Here is a 15,904-nt window from a genome sequence, read left to right as displayed (position 1 = left end):
TCTACATATCATATTGTAAATGTTCTATTTGCTGATCATCTAATTGTGTGATCGCTTGATACAACATTTCACGTGCTGCTTGATAGTCGTTCACATCAAATACGGCATCCGTACTGTGGATGTAACGCGCACATACACCAATCACTGCGGTTGGTATACCAATTTTTGCTTTGTGAATTTCCCCACCATCTGTACCGCCTGGAGAAATATAATATTGGTAGTTAATATCGTGTTTGTCCGCAAGTGATAATAGATAGTCTCTGAATGTCGGTTTCAATATCATTGTACCGTCTTTGATACGTAATAAAGTCCCCTCCCCTAGTTGACCTGAAAGATTTTGCGGTCCTTTCATATCATTTGCTGGAGAGCAATCGACTACAAATGCAAGATCAGGGTCCACGAGTTCAGCTGCAGCTTGTGCACCACGTAAACCGACTTCTTCTTGCACATTAGCACCGACATACAAATCCACATCTAATTGTACATCTTGCAATAATTCTAGTAATTCAATGGCAATAACACAACCATAACGATTATCCCAAGCTTTACCCGCAAAGCGGTGCTCAGATAGTTGGGTGAACGGTGTATCAGGTACAATGGAATCACCGATTTCGATTCCTCTATCTCTCACTTCTTCTTGAGATGTGCTACCTATATCTAACATTAAGTCTTCTATTTTAGGTGCACCTTCGTTTCCTGTTCTAAAATGTTTAGGAATATTGGCTACAACGCCCGAAATGATATCATTATGTCGTGTTTTTACTTTTAATCTTTGGCCTTGCCAAATATCATTAGCGACGCCACCTAAATTAGTGAATTTAATCATACCATTTTCTGTGATTTGAGTGACCATAAAGCCGACTTCATCCATATGTGCAGCGACTATGACACGTTTCGCATCCGCTTTCCCTGAACGTTTCACACCGTAAAAGCCGCCCATTCTATTATCTACAAAATCATCAACGTAAGGTGCCATGGCATCTTTAAGATATGCACGCACATCTCCTTCAAACCCTGGTGCACCATGCATTTCAGTTAATGTTTTCATTCTCTCTTTCGTTTTCTCAAAGTCTATTTTCAACGTGCTTCACCTCTCAATAGTTATTATATCATCTTCAATATGGTAAACTACTAATAAGAATACTATGGAGGTCGTTGAAATGTTGTCCTTTAAAAAAAGTAGTTTGATTGCAGCCACTGCAGCCGCAGCTGTGGGTACAGCCATGTTAGGCAGTTACTGTGTGTATAAATTAATCACTACGCCACGATACAAAGATCCTAATAAACTTATCGAACAAGTGAAAACCTACTTTATGAAAACAGCAGGTAGTTACATTTTAAATGAACCCGTGATTTACACGAAAGACGGTATCCAATATGAAGCTTATCAAGGTGGTATCACAACTTCTCGTAACCATACTTTCAAAAATTACGATATTTACCTTGATGCGAAAAAAGGCAATGTCCTTGATATCATTGAACTGTCATAGCACGTATTAAGTCCATTTTTCACTTTAACAAAAGAGTTCAATCCCTCTTATTGCTCGAGTTCTATCGCTTCAACGATGGATTTTCGATCTTGTGGATCAAATTTCACCGCAAAATAATCTTTATCGTGGTAGAACAAGAACCAATAATTTTCATGGATGTAATAAGGTATGAGGCGTTCTTTTTCTTCTATTGATTTCATTGGATAGTCATCATACGCTGTGACCCACAATGGATTTCTGTGAGCTACAGTTGGGAAAATATCTGCAAAATGAACTGCTTTATCGCCTTCGCTCTCAACTGTAATCATCGCATGTCCATAACTATGACCCCCTGTATGATGCATCACAATACCAGGATAAGGTTCAATCGTATCTTTGAACAGAATGACTTGGTTTTTATAATTCCCCATATTTTTTGACCAATACGTTGATTTGGTTCTGATATTCGGGCTTTGGAATTCATGCCACTCGTCTTGTTGAATATAATACGTCGCATTCGTAAAGATCGTGTTCCCCTCACTATCTGTTAAACCAGCCGCATGATCAAAATGCAAGTGCGTCATGAGCACTAAATCTATATCTTCAGGTGTCAGCTCAAAGCGTTTTAGCTCTTCCTCTAAATGACTTTCGTAATCAACGCCATAGTTACGCAATTGTTTCTCCGTTAATTTGCCATTACCAATCCCAGTATCGATTAAGATATTTTGATCACCCGTTTGAATTAAAATAGGATTTGTCGGCGTAGCAACTTGGTTTTTATCGTTCCCTTCATACTTCGCACTCCATAAGGGTTTAAGTACAGGACCAAACATTGCACCACCATCCATCTTCACGATACCACCATTAAGGTTATTCACTTCAAATGCACCAATTTTCATATCGTTTATCCTCCATTTTTCATAACATTCATTATGTTAATACAGTTATGATCAAACGTAAATTTTCCAGTGTTATAGCATCATAGAATATCTCCGCTTGTCACTCCCTCATTCGCTGTACAATAAAAAGCGTTACTCGTAATGAGCAACGCTTATTGATGAAACTTCGCTTCCATGCGATAGATTCTTGAACCTTTTTCGGAAAATTTTCGTTCGTATTCAGTTTCAATATTATCTTCATCATCTTCGTCATGAAGGTTTAAATTGATTTTAGTAAAGTACATGCCAAATTGGGACATGCTTTCTAAACTATATGCAAACAATCCTCTATTATCCGTTTTGAAATGGATTTCGCCTTCTTCTTTTAAGATCGTTTGATAACGTTCTAAAAATGTATGATACGTTAAACGTCGTTTTGTATGACGGCGTTTTGGCCAAGGATCAGAAAAGTTTAAGTAGATGCGATCGACTTGATGAGGTAAGAAATAATCTGTGAGCACTTCTGCGTCATCACAAATCAATTTGATGTTGTTCAGTTGTTGATCAATTACTTTATCGAGCACTTTGACCATGACATCTTTTTCACGCTCAAATGAAATGAAGTTGATTCCTGGATGTTGGGCAGCTAACGTCGTAATAAATTGCCCCTTCCCTGAACCAATTTCAATGTAAATGGGCTGTTCCTTTTCAAACCATTCATCTAATCGTTTCGCATGTGTTCTGTCAAGATCAACAATATCTGGACGTGATTGTAAATAATCTTTCGCCCAAGGTTTGTGTCTCATTCTCATCTCGTCTTTAAACTCCTTAAATAAACTGGTTATGATGCATGACTTGATGTAAAAATTCGAGCCAGTGGTTCATATCTTTATAACGTTTTTGCTCTTCATACCACTGCACGACACCAATCGCTTGAATGACTGTATACCATTTCATCCGTTTCTGTAAATCTAATGTATTTTTAATGCCATAAATATCTAACCAATGTTCCCATTTATCTTCAGGTACATACGTATACAATAGCATGCCTAAATCAATCGCTGGATCGGCAATCATCGCATCTTCCCAATCCACGAGATAAAGCTCATCGTGATCAGAAAGCAACCAATTGTTGTGATTGACGTCTCCGTGAACGACAGTGTAAAAACGGGAATCTAGCTGAGGCATATGGTCTTCAAGATAATTTAACGCTTTACGTACAGTGTAATGCGTCATTACATCTCTAGATAATGAAGCATTAATCTTACGTAACATAATTTCCGGTGTAATAGGTTCCATTTCCATGCGTTTTAACATGTTTAATAACGTCTTAGAACTATGGATTTTTTTCAATAAATTGGCTACACGTCGCTGCTGCATTTCGTTGAAAGTAAGTTCTCTGCCATTTTTCCAATGTTGGGCAGTTACAACTTCTCCAGTTTCTATTCTTTTTGTCCAAACTAACTTAGGTACGATTCCTTCTGCGGATAACGCTGCAATAAATGGATTTGAATTGCGTTTTAAAAATAATTTTTGACCATCTTGCTCAGCCATATAAGCCTCACCAGAAGCGCCCCCAGCAGAATCAAGCGTCCAACCCAATTGATAAAACTGCTCCAACATGTACACCTCACTTTCAATTAGAAAATGGCTCTAGAAAGTGGTTTTCAAGAGCCATATATAACAAATTTCTGGAAAATATACGCCTTCATACTGATCCCCCTCAACACGCACTTTTGAGGTTGTCCCGTATCAGTACAAGGCTTCACACTTTAACTCGTATGTTGTCTAAGTAAAGTTATCATTTTTGTTATTACGGATAATTCATTTTTATATGAATTCATTTTTATTTTCAGTCTCACGCGGTGACCTTATTTTTTAATAAATCACCATATCTCATAGAAAATTCTATAATGTTTAAGGCTATTTTTCAACCGCAAAAGACAAACAAAATGACACATTTTACTTTCTGTTTTTACTATTAATCTTAAAAATCGGCTCAAAATTTATTATAGCATATTTACAGTTAAATAAGTGTTTCCAGTCGTATATTTCAAAAATTTTTAAGCGTTTTGTTGTTCGATATATTCGACGAAACCAGCTTGTAATTGTTTCGTAATAGGTCCTACACTACCATCGCCTACGACTTCACCATCTAATTTGACGACTGGCATCACTTCGACAGATGTACTTGAAATAATAATTTCATCTGCTTGTTTTAAGAAATCAACAGTAAACGTTTCTTCTTTGAATGGAATATCGCGTGCTTCAGCGATTTCTTTTATCACTCTACGTGTAATCCCATTTAGGATAAACTGGTTGATTGGATGTGTATAAATCACACCATCTTTTACAGCATATACGTTACTTGAAGAACCTTCTGTAACTGTTTCGCCACGGTGTTGAATGGCTTCAGCAGCGTTGTATTTCACTGCGAACTCTTTCGCTAACACATTACCGAGTAAATTTAAGCTTTTAATATCACATCTTAACCAACGAATATCTTCCGTCGTTACAGCTTGCACACCATTTTCTAAATCTTTAAATGGACGGTCATAGCTCTTACAAAATGCCATTAAGTTCGGTTCAACCGCTGGCGTAGGGAATGCATGATCTCTCGGAGCTGCACCACGTGTGATTTGAAGGTAAACACCCCCGTTAGAAATGTGATTCGCAGCGATTAGTTCTTTGATCAATTCAGTTAAATCTTCTACTGAATATTTCAAATCTAGTCCAATTTCATCTGCACTTCTGACTAATCGTTCTAAGTGAGGTTTTGCTGTAAATAAATGGTTATCATAAACGCGGATATATTCATAGATACCATCACCAAATGTGAAACCGCGATCATTGTAAGGGATTGTCGCATCCTTTTCATCGACAATCTGTTCATTGATTAAAATTTTAGTTGTCATACCTCATTCATCCTTTTCAACACAGAGTTCATATAATGCTTCTAAGTAGATACTTGTTGCATTAAATAATTGTTTTTTAGTTATATATTCATTTTTCTGATGCATTAAGTCCTCAGAATCCTCAAACATCGCACCAAACGCGACACCTTTTTCTAAGTTACGTGCATATGTGCCGCCACCAATCGTATAAGGTTCTGTTTCATCACCTGTTTGGTTACGGTAAGCTTGAACCAATGTTTGTACGAATGGATCATTTTTATCTACATAATGTGGGACTTTATGTTCACCGACAGTGATGTCAAAGCCAAGTGCTTCAGCTTCTTTACCAAAACGTTGAATCGCTTCATCAAAATCAAAGCCATCAGGATAACGTAAATTAATACCAAATTGACTTTCTCCATTTTTATGATCATATTGGATCACACCAACGTTTGTTGTGACGTCCCCCATTGTATCTGTATGGAATTTCATACCCAATTTTTCACCAAAATGAGATTCGAATAAATATTTTTCACTGAAATCAACAAAGTTAGTTGCAGTTTTGTCTAAATTAAGTGTTGCTAAGAAATGTAATAAATACAATCCTGCATTGACACCGATAGAAGGATCCATTGCGTGCACGGCTTTACCTTGTACTCTCAATTCCAAGATGCCACGATCTACAATATTTGAACCTTCTAATTTATGTTCAGTTAAAAATTGCTCGAAGTTTTGAACGACGTCAGTCATATTTTCTTTTACAAATAGACGAGCGACGGCTTCATCTGGCACCATGTTATAACGTTCACCTGATTTGAATGTATAGAGTTCGTATTCAGGTTCATCTAAATCTTCTTCACGATGTTTTTGAATCACATCAAACGTTGTTAAACCTTTTTCACCGTGAATCGCTGGGAATTCTGCATCAGGAGCGAAACCGAGTTCTGGCATTTCTTCAGTTTCAAAATAACGATCTGTACATTTCCAGTCAGATTCTTCGTCAGTACCAATGATGATATGTAAACGTTTCTTCCAGTTGACGTTCATATCGTTTAATATTTTCACAGCATAATAAGCTGCAATCGTAGGTCCTTTGTCATCTAACGTACCACGTGAAACAATACGGTCATCTGTTACGACTGGATCAAATGGGTCACTATCCCAACCATCTCCAGCAGGAACGACATCAACGTGACAAAGTATACCGAAGACATCTTCACCTTCTCCTACTTCGATACGACCAGCAATATGGTCCACATCGTGCGTAGTAAATCCATCACGTTCAGCGAGTTGGTACATGTATTCTAACGCCTCTCTAGGACCTGGTCCGACAGGGTAATCTGTTGTCGCTTTACTATCGTCTCTGACACTTTCAATTGATAATAATCCTTTCAGGTCATCAATTATTTGTTGTTCGTATGCTTGAACTTTTTCTTTCCACACCCTGAATCACTTCTTTCTTCTAGAGTTATTTACACTACATTTTACACGAAGTTTCTCATAAACTACAGTAAGAAGCCGGAATTATTTTAAAATTATGTCAGAGGTTGATACATCAGTCATTGTGATATATATCACGTGCTTTCTACTTTAGCAATTTCTCATTTTTATTGTCTAATAAAAGGCTGAAGTAAAAGGTTTTCATTTTCAAAAATTTTGCGTCACAAATTCATGCGAAAAATGTTCTTTTTAAAGACAGAAAAAAAGCCAAGATACTGAGCTTACTCATAAGCGTCAGCAATCTTGGCTCTACAAAGATAATGCTTTATTTTTCTTCATGATTACGTTGATTCTTTTTCAATTCTTCTTCAGTAATCACGCGTAAATTGTTTGAAGGGTCTGCCGCACCTTCATCTGTGAAACGTGCTTCTTCAATATGTTCTTCATCTTTAGAATCCGTGTAAGTCAAACGTGCTTTTTGCTCTTTTAAAAAGCCTTTCGGATCTTCTTTGACTTTAGAAGCATAACCCTTCGGATCTTGTTTCACTTCTTTAAACGTTTCTGTTGCGTTTGATCCGATTTGATTTGCAAGTTCTTTTGCGTTTTGTTTATAGGATTCTGGATTTTCTTTATATTTGTCATATTCAGCTTTCAATTTCTCTCTGTTTCCTTTACGTGAAAGGATAACTGCAGCGGCTGCACCGCCGATACCTAGGACTGCTCTAAATAATTTACTCATGCTTACACCTTCTTTTCAATTTTTAAAAATCAAATCTAGATCTTGATCTGTTAAATGTCTGTATGCACCCGGTTCCAAATCAGGATCTAGTTCCAATTGACCGATACGTACTCGTTTCAATGCAGTGACCTCATTATCTATCGCATGAAACATACGCTTAACTTGATGATACCTTCCTTCGTAAAGCGTGACAAATGATTTGAGGTCTGTATCCGATTTTTCTAGCTGAGCAGGTTGCGCCTCGCCGTCACTCAACTCAATCCCTTCACTGAAACGTTGGATATCCTCATCTGTAATAGGACGCTTAGAAGTGACCGCATATGTCTTCGCTACATGTTTACCAGGACTCATAATGTCGTGATTAAACTGACCATCATTCGTAATCAATAATAATCCTTCAGTATCTCTGTCTAAACGTCCAACAGGGAATAACGACAGATGTTGATACTCTGGAATGAGTTCGATTACCGTACGATGTTGTGTATCTTCTGTAGCTGAAATGACATCTTGCGGTTTATTTAACATTAAATAAACATAATCCGTATAAGTCACTTGTTCTCCATTTACGCAAATCACATCTTCTTCAGGATTGATTTGAAGTTTTGGCGATTTTTGAAGTTGATCATTCACGGTCACTTGACCTTTTTTTAAATATTGTTTTACTTCAGTTCGCGTACCTATACCCATGTTAGCTAAAAATTTATCTAGTCTCATTTTAAAAATCCTAATTTATCTCTTATTTTGTCAGGTATATCCCCTAAAAATTCGTCAGCTAAACGTGTTTTAAGTGTGAGCCCACCATAAACAGCTACACCGATTAACACACCGATAGCTAAGATGATTAATGATCCCACTTTAGAAGCTGGAGATAAGAAGTATTCTAAGCCGAAACTTACACCTTCTACAATGACCATCATCAATAAACCATAAAAGAATATTTTAGCAAAATGCATCCATGTTTCTGAATAATTGAATTTAGCATGTTTTTTGATCACTACTAAATTACAAATGTTCGCAAAGAGTAATGCAATCGCTGTACTTAACACCGCACCTGGCGTATGAAGTACGTAAATCAATGGCACATTAATGACCACTTTGATAACGACAGCACTTAAAATAATGAACACCGTTAATTTCTGTTTATCTATACCTTGTAACATAGAAGCTGTAACACTCAACAATCCGATTAAGATAGAGACGGGTGCATAATAGAATAATAATGTACTACCGTCTGTATTAGCTGAATAAAAGACTGTATATAAAGGATATGCGAGCGCCATAATACCGAGTGCTGCAGGTACAGTGATATACATTAATACGCCTAATGAAACGCGAATTTGACTGTGCATTTCTTTTAAGCGACCTTCTTCAAATGTTTTCGTAATGAATGGCACTAAGCTGACCGCAAACCCAGCAGCAAGTGACGTTGGGATCATCACAATTTTATTTGTTGTAAAGTTCAACATTGAGAAGAAACCATCGTGTAACGCTTGCGGCACATTGGCTAACCCTAATGCGTAATTATGTGTAAATTGGTCGACTAAGTTAAATAATGGGAAGTTCAAGCTGACAATGACGAATGGAATACTGTAAGAAATGATTTCTTTGTACATTTTTCCGTAACCGACCGTAATGCCAGTTGAATCAGATGCGACCATGGTTTGGATATTGTTTTTTCGTTTTCGCCAGTAATACCACAATGTGAGTAATGCAGCGATGGCACCGATTGCAGCACCAAATACAGCGATACCATTTGCTGTAAGAATGTCCCCATCAAACACATAAAGGACTAAATAACTGCCGATTAAAATGAATAAGATACGCGCAATTTGTTCTGTTACCTCCGAAACAGCTGTAGGTCCCATGGATTCATAACCTTGGAATACCCCACGCCATGTCGCAAGTAATGGAATAAATATAATAACCGTACTGATGATTCTAATAATCCAAGTGACTTCATCAACAGACCATGCGCCTGCTTGACTTTGTCCTTCTTGGGCTAACGTAAATGTTGCGATGATCGGTGCTAAGAAGAATAATATCGCAAAACCGATAACACCTGTGACAGTCATGACAATAAAACTTGACCGATATAGTTTTTGACTGACACTATAAGCCCCTATCGCATTGTATTTAGCTACATATTTAGAAGCAGCTAGTGGTACACCTGCTGTCGCAACCGCAATTGCGATATTGTATGGTGTATAAGCATAGTTGAATGGCGCTAAGTTCGTTTCATTCCCCATGATTGAATAAAAAGGGATGACATAGAGAACGCCTAAGATTTTAGTAATTAAAATACTGAGCGTGATCAAAAAGGTCCCGCGTACTAAAGCTTTACTTTCACTCATTCCTATCTTCCTATCTTTATGTAATTTATATCCACACACCGTTAATATTAACGATATCAGTGCAATTTAGCAAAATAATGTTACTACAATTCACGCTTTTGTCGTATTTGTAAATGCCTTTATGAATTTTGCCTTGTTAAAATCTTTGTGCCAAATCTCACAAATAAAATTTCAAGCCCTTATTCTATCACTCATTTTTCTATTTTCAAACGGTTTAATGAAAACTTATTGCATCATTTGAACTGCGGTATTCCGTAGCTTGTGTTTAACATAGACATAAGTTATTCTTGTTATGGTTTTAACGTAGCGAATAAAGGGTTTTACTGATTAATAAAGAGTAAACAATGACGAATGATGATATACATAAACGATATGATGAAAGGATAATAAGCAATGATGTATCAAACGATAGTAATTGGTGGCGGACCGAGCGGATTAATGGCAGCTGTGGCAGCTAGTGAAAATAAACACCGAGTATTATTAATTGAAAAGAAAAAAGGTCTGGGTCGAAAATTAAAAATCTCTGGTGGCGGACGTTGCAATGTTACGAACCGCTTACCTTATGCCGAAATCATTAAAAATATTCCAGGAAATGGTAAATTCCTCTATAGTCCATTTTCCATATTTGATAATGAATCCATCATCGCTTTTTTCGAATCTAGAGGTGTGAAATTAAAAGAAGAAGATCACGGGCGCATGTTCCCGGTTTCAAACAAATCACAAGACGTGGTAGATGCACTGACGCGAACTCTCGAAGAAAATCATGTAGAAGTGAAAGAAAAAACGACGGTGCAATCTATTAAATATGAGAACCAACATTTCATTGTGACATTAGATACAGGTCAAACCGTGGAAGCTCAAACTGTCGTCATCGCGACTGGAGGAACCAGCGTCCCTCAAACCGGTTCAACAGGTGATGGTTACAAATTTGCTAAACACTTTGATCATACAATAACTGAACTATTCCCCACAGAAGTCCCTATCACTTCAGACGAACCTTTTATTACAAGCAAACGATTAAAAGGATTAAGTTTAAAAGATGTCGCCCTATCTGTGCTGAAGAAAAATGGGAAACCACGTATCACACACCAAATGGATATGCTGTTCACCCATTTCGGTATTAGCGGTCCAGCAACATTACGTTGTAGTCAATTTGTCTATAAAGAACAAAAGAATCAAAAACGCAGCCATGTAAAAATGCAGCTCGACGTCTTCCCAGAATTGAAACAACATGAGGTCGAACAAGATATACGACAACGCATCCAACAACATCCAGACAAAGCTGTTAAAAACAGTTTGCATGGTTTAATCGAAGAGCGTTATTTATTATTCATGTTAGAACAAGCTGATATTGATAACGAAACAACTGGCCATCACATTTCAAACAATCAAATCACGCAACTCGTGACATTATTGATATCATTTACGTTTACCGTTAATGGTACATTACCTATAGACAAGGCCTTCGTCACTGGTGGCGGCGTACAGTTGAAAGAAATTCAACCGAAAACGATGATGTCCAAATTCGTCCCTGGTTTATTCTTTAGTGGTGAAGTGCTCGATATTCATGGTTATACAGGTGGCTATAATATTACCAGTGCACTCGTAACCGGTCACGTAGCGGGCCAAAATGCAGGACAGTTTAAGATAGAAGACGAAAATTCAGAAGTATGATTAAACATAAACAAGGTTAGAACCCACATGTTCTAACCTTGTTTTTTATGTCACTACTCCGTTTTCAATTTTGCTTTTAACCATTTTACATAACATTGATAAACAATCAGTCCAGTTAATCCTGCACCGATCATACCGCCTATTCTAGCTACCCAAATATTAGAACTCAACGGCATAATCACTAAAAAGTGATGAACTAAGTTACCTGCTGCAACACATATGATGATAAATGCAAGAAATAATATGATGTCCTTCATATAAATAATCCCCTTTGCATACGGTTTTACATTTTAATAAATAGTTCTATTTTGAATTAACTCTATTTATAAAATAGCATAACATTATTTATAGTGGAAACGTTTTATAAAATTATGATAGTCAAAGTTTTATGCGTTCAAAACTTCTCTCCAACATAAGAACTTTCATCATTAATATTATGAGTTACACATTTTCCCCCAACGTAAAAAATGCCGATTGAAACCTTCACAGTTCAATCGGCATTTGATATTTAAACGATGCATTGCGCTATCAACAGCTTAGATGCTGTCGATTTGTAATCCTTCGTCGCCCCAAGCATCCATACCGCCTTCAACGTTGACAGCGTCGATACCTTGAGATTCTAAGTATTTTACAACTTGAGCACTTCTTCCACCTTTTTTGCAGATGATGTAGTAAGTATCGTTTTCGTTGAAGTGATTTAAGTTATCTTCAATTTCATCACTTGGGATTGTTTCAGCTCCTGGAATGATACCCATTGCAGTTTCTTCTTTTGAGCGAACATCCACGATATTAACCGGATTAGAATCTAAAATTTTAGTTTTTAATTCGTCAATTGAAATAGATTTCATAACGCAATCTCCTCCTGTATTATTTTGCAACTATGTTAACAAGTTTTTGTGGCACAGCGATGACTTTTTTAACGTCTTTACCTTCAAGTGAAGCTTTTACATGCTCGTTGGCTAAAGCAATTTCTTGCATGTCTTCTTTTGAAATATCTTTTGGAACTTTAGCTTTCGCACGAACTTTACCATTCACTTGTACAACGATTTCTATTTCATCATCCACGAGTAATGATTCATCGTATGAAGGCCAAGGTTCATAAGTAATCGTTTCAGTGTGACCTAATCGTGACCATAATTCTTCACCGATATGTGGTGCGATTGGTGCTAACATTTTCACGAAACCTTCCATGTATGGACGGTACAATTGATCTGCTTTGTAACAATCATTAATGAAGACCATCAACTGACTGATAGCTGTGTTGAAACTCAATGTATCAAAGTCTTCAGTGACTTTTTTAACGGTTTGATGGTAACTTTTATCGAGTGATTCATCATTATCATCAACTACTTTGTCTGTTAATGTACCATCTTCATTGATGAGTAAACGCCAAACGCGATCTAAGAAACGTCTTGATCCGTCTAGACCTTTTTCACTCCAAGCAATGGCTGCATCAAGTGGTCCCATGAACATTTCGTAAAGGCGTAATGTGTCAGCACCGTGAGATTGGACGATGTCGTCAGGATTGATCACATTGCCTTTAGATTTACTCATTTTTTCATTACCTTCACCAAGAATCATACCTTGATTGTAGAGTCGTTGGAATGGTTCTTTCGTCGGCACGACGCCTAAATCGTATAATACTTTGTGCCAAAATCGAGCGTATAATAAATGTAACACAGCATGCTCGACTCCACCAATATATAAGTCAACAGGGAGCCAATGTTTGAGTTTTTCTTGATCTGCAATCATGTTTTCATTATGAGGATCAATGTATCTTAAGTAATACCAGCAGCTACCTGCCCATTGTGGCATCGTATTTGTCTCACGACGACCTTTCATACCAGTTTCTTCATCGACTACATTTACAAAGTCGTCGATATTCGCTAATGGAGATTCACCTGTACCAGACGGCTTAATCTCATCAGTTTCTGGTAATAGTAATGGTAATTCATCTTCCGGTACTGTGGTCATCGTACCATCTTCCCAATGAATGACTGGGATAGGTTCACCCCAATATCTTTGACGGCTGAAGAGCCAGTCTCTGAGTTTGTAGTTGACTTCGTGTTGACCTGCACCGCTATCTTCTAATAATTCAATTGCTTTTTTAATCGCTTCGTCGTTGTGCAAGCCATCTAATTGACCTGAATTGATATGCGCACCGTCACCTGTATACGCGGTTTCAGATAAATCACTATCTTCAATAATGGCTTTAATTGGTAAATCAAATGCTTTCGCAAATTCATAGTCACGTTCATCACCAGCTGGTACCGCCATGACTGCACCTGTACCATAAGTAGATAGCACATAGTCTGCGATCCATACTGGAATATTTTCACCGCTTAATGGATTCACTGCATAAGCGCCCGTAAATACACCTGATTTTTCTTTAGCTAAACCAGTACGCTCTAAATCAGATTTCTTAGCAGCTTCTTCTTGATAAGCTTTCACCGCTTCAGCTTGTTCTTCAGTTGTAATTTCATTCACTAATGTATGTTCAGGACTTAAGACTAAGAACGTCGTACCAAAGATTGTATCAGGTCTAGTGGTAAAGACTTCTATTTGTGCGTCGTGTTCTGCAACATTGAATTTAACTTTCGCACCTTCTGAACGACCAATCCAGTTACGTTGCATATCTTTGATAGATTCTGGCCAATCTAAGTCATCTAAATCTTCAAGTAAACGATCCGCATATTCAGTAATCTTAAGTACCCATTGTTTCATTGGACGACGATAAACGGGATGACCGCCACGTTCAGATACGCCATCTACAACTTCTTCATTTGATAATACCGTACCTAAAGCTGGGCACCAGTTTACCGCAACTTCATCTACATATGCGAGACCTTTATTATAAAGTTGAATAAAAATCCACTGTGTCCATTTATAGTATTCTGGATCTGTTGTGTTGATTTCTCTGTCCCAATCATAGCTGAAACCGAGTTCTTTAATTTGACGTTTAAACGTTTCAATATTTTGTTTTGTAAACTCTCTTGGGTTATTACCTGTATCTAACGCATACTGTTCAGCAGGTAAACCGAATGCATCCCACCCCATCGGATGTAGCACATTATAACCTTGCATACGTTTATAACGTGAGATGATATCTGTTGCTGTATAGCCTTCAGGGTGACCCACATGTAGGCCTGCACCAGAAGGATATGGGAACATATCAAGTGCATAAAATTTCTTTTGACCGAGATTGTCAGAAGCTTTAAATGTTTTATGTTCGTCCCAATATTGTTGCCATTTTGGTTCCACTTCTTTGTGATTATAACTCACAGACTTGCTCCTCCTTTTCAGAAAAAAACACCTCAAACTATTTAACACTTGTTAACAAAGGGACGACATTTGCCGCGGTACCACCCTCATTCACGCTTACGTGCTCTCTATTAAATAGTTGAGATGTTTATTCATTCATAGTGTATTGACGGTAAGTTCACTTAATACAATAACATTAGCTCGCACCTACGCTAACTCTCTGGGGAAATGTGCTTAAGTTACTACTCCTATTTATTTATATCATATTCGAATTGCTTTAAATTTTCAAGTAAGGTCTTAAAAGTATTTGGGCTTAGCTTAAAAATTACTCTTCCTCTTTCTTTCTAGGAAGTACTTTATCAAATACGACTAAGAAGACAAGTGAAATTGCTAGTAAGCCAATCATGCTCAAGAACATGGCAGACATATCAAAAGTATCTACAATGACACCACCGATAAATGGTCCAAGCGCTTTACCTACTGTTGAAGCAGAATTGACATAGCCTTGGAACTGCCCTTCTTTTCCTCTAGGCGCCAATTTGCTAGCGATAGTTGGAATGGCTGGCCAAACGAACATTTCACCAAATGTAAGAATGATCATACCGATCATAAAGATACTAAATTGTTGGGCAAAACTTGTAACGAAGAAAGATAACATGAAGATCAAGACACCGACAAACATTTGTTTCTTCAAGTCACCTTTTAATAAACGAATGACCGGTTGGATTAATGGTTGTGCAACTAAGATTAAAATACCGTTCACTGTCCAAAGTAAACTATATTGTCCCATTGAAATATCGATTTCTTGTGTGAATGATGCAATAGTTGTTTCCCATTGAATGTATGTGATCCAGCAGATACTAAACATCACACATAACAAGAGGAGTGAAATAAAACGTGGCATATTTTCTCTTGAGAATAGCCCTAATGTTTCACTCGGTTTAACTTTAATATCAATTTTCAAATTAAATTGTTTAATCGATACAATCGCAAATAAAATATACATCACGAGATTAGCCATGAAAATGAAATTAAAACTGAATTCTGCGACGAAACCACCTGCAGCTGCACCGATTGATACCCCAATGTTTTGTGCTAAATAAATGGCATTAAATGTTTGTCTTCCACCATTTGGCCACACTGCACCAGCCATCGCATAAATGGCAGGTACGATAATACCGCCACCAAAACCTAAGCA

At 37.3% G+C, this 15,904-nt stretch carries 15 protein-coding genes; 2 read left to right on the top strand and 13 right to left on the bottom strand.

Annotation, left to right across the window (positions count from 1 at the left end):
* Position 1: 1 nt before the first annotated feature.
* Positions 2–1,081, bottom strand: coding sequence for a M42 family metallopeptidase (locus APS80_RS04695; protein ID WP_059107120.1), 1,080 nt, complete (start codon positions 1,079–1,081; stop codon positions 2–4).
* A gap of 79 nt (positions 1,082–1,160) precedes the next feature.
* Here APS80_RS04695 and APS80_RS04690 point away from each other — a divergent pair, with 79 nt between their 5' ends.
* Positions 1,161–1,490: a hypothetical protein gene (locus APS80_RS04690; protein WP_059107119.1), complete on the top strand. Its 330-nt coding sequence runs from the start codon at positions 1,161–1,163 to the stop codon at positions 1,488–1,490.
* 47 nt (positions 1,491–1,537) lie between these two features.
* On the opposite strand, the gene APS80_RS04685 is transcribed toward APS80_RS04690, so the two are convergent.
* From APS80_RS04685 to APS80_RS04650, 8 genes are all read right to left on the bottom strand, one after another.
* Positions 1,538–2,368 (bottom strand): YtnP family quorum-quenching lactonase, encoded by an 831-nt coding sequence (locus APS80_RS04685; protein ID WP_059107118.1) that lies wholly within the window; start codon positions 2,366–2,368, stop codon positions 1,538–1,540.
* A gap of 152 nt (positions 2,369–2,520) precedes the next feature.
* Positions 2,521–3,159, bottom strand: coding sequence for a tRNA (guanosine(46)-N7)-methyltransferase TrmB (trmB, locus tag APS80_RS04680; RefSeq protein ID WP_059107117.1), 639 nt, complete (start codon positions 3,157–3,159; stop codon positions 2,521–2,523).
* Positions 3,160–3,175: 16 nt separating this feature from the next.
* Positions 3,176–3,967: a phosphotransferase family protein gene (locus APS80_RS04675; protein ID WP_059107327.1), complete on the bottom strand. Its 792-nt coding sequence runs from the start codon at positions 3,965–3,967 to the stop codon at positions 3,176–3,178.
* A gap of 443 nt (positions 3,968–4,410) precedes the next feature.
* Entirely contained in the window at positions 4,411–5,262 is an 852-nt protein-coding gene (gene dat, locus APS80_RS04670; protein ID WP_059107116.1) for a D-amino-acid transaminase, read from the bottom strand.
* A 3-nt stretch (positions 5,263–5,265) separates the two neighbouring features.
* Entirely contained in the window at positions 5,266–6,684 is a 1,419-nt protein-coding gene (pepV, locus tag APS80_RS04665; RefSeq protein WP_059107115.1) for a dipeptidase PepV, read from the bottom strand.
* 322 nt (positions 6,685–7,006) lie between these two features.
* Positions 7,007–7,420 (bottom strand): YtxH domain-containing protein, encoded by a 414-nt coding sequence (locus APS80_RS04660; protein WP_059107114.1) that lies wholly within the window; start codon positions 7,418–7,420, stop codon positions 7,007–7,009.
* Positions 7,421–7,435: 15 nt separating this feature from the next.
* Positions 7,436–8,134, bottom strand: a complete 699-nt coding sequence (locus APS80_RS04655; protein WP_059107113.1) for a pseudouridine synthase — start codon at positions 8,132–8,134, stop codon at positions 7,436–7,438.
* Positions 8,131–9,771, bottom strand: coding sequence for a putative polysaccharide biosynthesis protein (locus APS80_RS04650; protein ID WP_059107112.1), 1,641 nt, complete (start codon positions 9,769–9,771; stop codon positions 8,131–8,133). Before APS80_RS04650 ends, APS80_RS04655 begins: the two co-directional genes overlap by 4 nt.
* Before the next feature lie 396 nt (positions 9,772–10,167).
* Here APS80_RS04650 and APS80_RS04645 point away from each other — a divergent pair, with 396 nt between their 5' ends.
* Positions 10,168–11,445 carry a BaiN/RdsA family NAD(P)/FAD-dependent oxidoreductase gene (locus APS80_RS04645; RefSeq protein WP_059107326.1) on the top strand — a complete coding sequence of 426 codons (1,278 nt, stop codon included), beginning with the start codon at positions 10,168–10,170 and terminating at the stop codon, positions 11,443–11,445.
* A gap of 53 nt (positions 11,446–11,498) precedes the next feature.
* On the opposite strand, the gene APS80_RS04640 is transcribed toward APS80_RS04645, so the two are convergent.
* The 4 genes from APS80_RS04640 to APS80_RS04625 all read right to left on the bottom strand — a co-directional run.
* Positions 11,499–11,702 (bottom strand): hypothetical protein, encoded by a 204-nt coding sequence (locus tag APS80_RS04640; protein WP_059107111.1) that lies wholly within the window; start codon positions 11,700–11,702, stop codon positions 11,499–11,501.
* Between the two features lie 279 nt (positions 11,703–11,981).
* On the bottom strand, positions 11,982–12,293 hold the full coding sequence (locus APS80_RS04635) for a rhodanese-like domain-containing protein (protein WP_059107110.1): 312 nt from the start codon (positions 12,291–12,293) through the stop codon (positions 11,982–11,984).
* 19 nt (positions 12,294–12,312) lie between these two features.
* Positions 12,313–14,727, bottom strand: coding sequence for a leucine--tRNA ligase (gene leuS / locus APS80_RS04630; RefSeq protein WP_059107109.1), 2,415 nt, complete (start codon positions 14,725–14,727; stop codon positions 12,313–12,315).
* A 304-nt stretch (positions 14,728–15,031) separates the two neighbouring features.
* The coding region (locus APS80_RS04625; RefSeq protein WP_059107108.1) for an MFS transporter at positions 15,032–15,904 on the bottom strand (873 nt) is incomplete at its 5' end.

Origin of the sequence: Staphylococcus auricularis (assembly GCF_001500315.1) — a bacterium.
Taxonomy (GTDB): Bacteria; Bacillota; Bacilli; order Staphylococcales; family Staphylococcaceae; genus Staphylococcus; species Staphylococcus auricularis.
The sequence above is the reverse complement of the archived record's forward strand: the minus strand, read 5'-3'. Positions and strand labels throughout refer to the sequence as shown.

Bases quoted from the DNA above. Each gene is read 5' to 3' on its own strand.
- APS80_RS04690 (WP_059107119.1), top strand. From the start codon at position 1,161: ATGTTGTCCTTTAAAAAAAGTAGTTTGATTGCAGCCACTGCAGCCGCA.
- APS80_RS04685 (WP_059107118.1), bottom strand. From the start codon at position 2,368: ATGAAAATTGGTGCATTTGAAGTGAATAACCTTAATGGTGGTATCGTG.
- trmB (WP_059107117.1), bottom strand. From the start codon at position 3,159: ATGAGAATGAGACACAAACCTTGGGCGAAAGATTATTTACAATCACGT.
- dat (WP_059107116.1), bottom strand. From the start codon at position 5,262: ATGACAACTAAAATTTTAATCAATGAACAGATTGTCGATGAAAAGGAT.
- APS80_RS04660 (WP_059107114.1), bottom strand. From the start codon at position 7,420: ATGAGTAAATTATTTAGAGCAGTCCTAGGTATCGGCGGTGCAGCCGCT.
- APS80_RS04655 (WP_059107113.1), bottom strand. From the start codon at position 8,134: ATGAGACTAGATAAATTTTTAGCTAACATGGGTATAGGTACGCGAACT.
- APS80_RS04650 (WP_059107112.1), bottom strand. From the start codon at position 9,771: ATGAGTGAAAGTAAAGCTTTAGTACGCGGGACCTTTTTGATCACGCTC.
- APS80_RS04645 (WP_059107326.1), top strand. From the start codon at position 10,168: ATGTATCAAACGATAGTAATTGGTGGCGGACCGAGCGGATTAATGGCA.
- APS80_RS04640 (WP_059107111.1), bottom strand. From the start codon at position 11,702: ATGAAGGACATCATATTATTTCTTGCATTTATCATCATATGTGTTGCA.
- APS80_RS04635 (WP_059107110.1), bottom strand. From the start codon at position 12,293: ATGAAATCTATTTCAATTGACGAATTAAAAACTAAAATTTTAGATTCT.